The 2,668-nt window shown below is 60.6% G+C and carries 4 protein-coding genes; 3 read left to right on the top strand and 1 reads right to left on the bottom strand.

Features of this window, described 5'->3' with window-relative positions:
- Positions 1-745 (bottom strand): efflux RND transporter periplasmic adaptor subunit (locus HX846_RS25350; protein WP_178966322.1); only part of this gene is annotated, 745 nt, incomplete at its 3' end.
- A 214-nt stretch (positions 746-959) separates the two neighbouring features.
- Here HX846_RS25350 and HX846_RS25345 point away from each other — a divergent pair.
- The 3 genes from HX846_RS25345 to HX846_RS25335 all read left to right on the top strand — a co-directional run.
- Positions 960-1,202 carry a hypothetical protein gene (locus HX846_RS25345; protein ID WP_178966321.1) on the top strand — a complete coding sequence of 81 codons (243 nt, stop codon included), beginning with the start codon at positions 960-962 and terminating at the stop codon, positions 1,200-1,202.
- A gap of 169 nt (positions 1,203-1,371) precedes the next feature.
- Positions 1,372-2,163: a transporter substrate-binding domain-containing protein gene (locus HX846_RS25340; RefSeq protein WP_008434195.1), complete on the top strand. Its 792-nt coding sequence runs from the start codon at positions 1,372-1,374 to the stop codon at positions 2,161-2,163.
- Positions 2,164-2,270: 107 nt separating this feature from the next.
- Positions 2,271-2,668 (top strand): PAS domain-containing protein (locus HX846_RS25335; protein WP_178966320.1); only part of this gene is annotated, 398 nt, incomplete at its 3' end.

Raw genomic sequence — 2,668 nt, 5'->3', positions numbered from 1 at the left:
GGCCGTCGGTGTCGGCGCCCATGTAGGCGTTGACGTCGGCGGGCAGTTGCGCGGCGATCAGGCCTTGCAGGGTCGGCAGCATCTGTTGCGGCAGGGAGAACTCGACGGCAATCGGGTCGATCTGGGTCACGGAGAACAAGCCCTGGGTGTCGCTCATGCGCAGGAAGTTGCCTTCATCCACTGTGCGAATCCCGACGCGACCGGTAACCGGCGAGCGAATCTGGGTGTACGAAAGCTGCACCTGGGCCGAATCAATCGCGGCCTGGTTGCCTTGGGCCGTGGCCTTGAGCTGGTTGACCAGGGCTTGTTGCTGGTCATAGGTCTGCTTGGACACGCCGTCGTCGATGCTCAGTTCCTTGTAGCGCTTGAGGTTGACCAGCGCGACTTGCAGTTGCGCCTGGCTTTCCCCGAGTTGCGCCTTGGCCTGGTCCAGGCTGGCGCGGATCGAGCGGTCATCAATGGTCGCCAGCAGGTCACCGGCCTTCACCAGTTGACCTTCCTTGACCAGCAATTTGGTAAGGATGCCGTCGATCTGCGGGCGAATCACCACGCTGTGCAACGACAGCACCGAGCCGATGCCGCTGACAAACCGCGGGATGTCCTGCTGTTTGACGCTGATCACCCGCACCGGGATCGCCGACGATGCGGTCAGTTTGGTCTTGGCCGGGCGGGTCACCACCCAGGCAACCACGGCCAGTACCACAAGGACGCCCACGATCAAGGCAGGTTTTCGTTGAATGTGCATGGGGTGAGGCGCCAGGGCAAAGGATCGGAAGAATGAAGGCTCTTTATAGCCCGCCAACCGGGTCAGCAAAGTGACTGCTAACTGACAGCGCCGTCAGTAAAGTCCGACCATTCGTACGAGCAGTGGTTAAAGATCCGAGGCGCGCAGGTATACTGCGCGGCGGTGTGGCCTGCAAGTCGGGCCCGCGTCATTTTCAGTACTCCCCGGAGCTTCCATGAATTCCCCGACACAATCCGCTGTTGAAGCGGTCGACATCGACCAACAGGCCAACCCTGACAGCGTCGAAGGCGAAACCAAGGCCGAGATCCCGGCGTTCAAGTTTCCGTTCAAGCCGGGCGAACTGGCCGGGGCGAAAAACGCCAGCCAGCCGTGGTACAAAAACGGCGCCAGGAACGGCCACACCAAGAGCCCGGGCATGGCGCCTCCCGGCACCCGTCGCTCGATGGGCAAGCGCTGACCGGTAATAAATCCTCCGTAATGGAGATTTATGCCTACAACAGTTACTGACGTTTCGCCTTGTAGGCCTGCGGCCAATTCTTGAAAGCTTGCATGACACCCGCTTGCCCCGACTCTTTCGCTCGGGGCTGGACGTGGTAAAGCTGGTTTTCTGGAAAAGGACGTCCCCTGTGGTTCTGATACGCACCTGTGTCGTGCTGTTGTTGTCGCTGATGGCCAGCGTTTTCTCCACCACTGCGGCCAGCGGTCAACCACGGCATGAAATTCGTTTCGCCGTTGCTGCGCAATTTCCACCCTTCCAAAGCCGCAATCAACATGGCCAGCTTGCAGGGCTGAACATCGAGCTGGGCAATGCCTTATGCATACAGCTCAATGTGCGGTGTACCTGGGTCGACCAGGTCCTTGTGGAAAACTTCCCCGCCCTTGAAGCCAGGCAATTCGACGCGATCATGGGCATGGCCCCTACACTGAAACGGCGCCAGCGGGTGAATTTCACCGATAACCTTTATCCGATCACCACGCGCCTGGTGGCCCGCAAGACATCGGGGTTGAAGCCGACCCCACGGTCACTGAAGGGCAAGCGCGTGGGCGTTCTGGTGGGCAGCAACCGCGAAGCCTTCGCCCTGTCGAAGTGGGCGCCCAAGGGGGTCATCGTCAAGGCATTCTGGCGCAATGACGAGTTGATCCGCAGCCTGCTGGCAGGCGACATCGATGCAACATTGCAAGGCACCGTGGAAATCCGTGAGGCGCTGCTCGACACCGCTGATGGTCAGGTTTTCGACTTCCTCGGCCCTCACGTCTCCACCGAACTGCTGGGTAACGGCGTGGCGATCGCACTGCGCAAGCCCGACACCGCCTTGCGCAGCGCCCTCAATCACGCCCTCGAGCAACTGAAGCAGAGCGGCGAATACCAACGCATCATCGAGCCCTACCGCCTGGACGCGCCGCTCTCCAGACCGTAATGGCCAATTAATTGCGCGGAACATGAGCTGGATCAGTATTTGCCCAACCGGTGCGCTTAGAGTCGACGCCCTGCCGACTCCTCCAACAATCACGAGCGCGCTTTTCCATGAAGATCAATCTGCCGGTCACCGGTCGAAATGTGGATTTTGCCCCCGACGCCAATATCCTCTCGACCACCGACCTGACCAGCGCAATTACCTACGCCAACCAGGACTTCATCGATATCAGCGGCTACACCCGCGAGGAGCTGCTGGGCACGCCGCACAACCTGCTGCGTCACCCGGACATGCCGGCCGCGGCGTTTGCGCACATGTGGCAGGTATTGAAAAGCGGTCGCTCGTGGATGGGCATGGTGAAAAATCGCTGCAAGAACGGCGATCACTATTGGGTCAGTGCCTATGCCACGCCGGTCACCCGGGACGGCGTGACGGTGGAGTATCAATCGGTGCGCACCAAGCCCGATGCACGGCGGGTGCATCGGGCCGAACGGGCCTATGCCCGCCT

The organism is Pseudomonas sp. K5002 (genome assembly GCF_013386655.1).
Classification (GTDB): domain Bacteria; phylum Pseudomonadota; class Gammaproteobacteria; order Pseudomonadales; family Pseudomonadaceae; genus Aquipseudomonas.
The sequence above is the reverse complement of the archived record's forward strand: the minus strand, read 5'-3'. Positions and strand labels throughout refer to the sequence as shown.

Excerpts from the sequence above, each read along its gene's own strand:
- HX846_RS25345 (WP_178966321.1), top strand. The coding sequence starts at position 960 with ATGAATTCCCCGACACAATCCGCTGTTGAAGCGGTCGACATCGACCAA.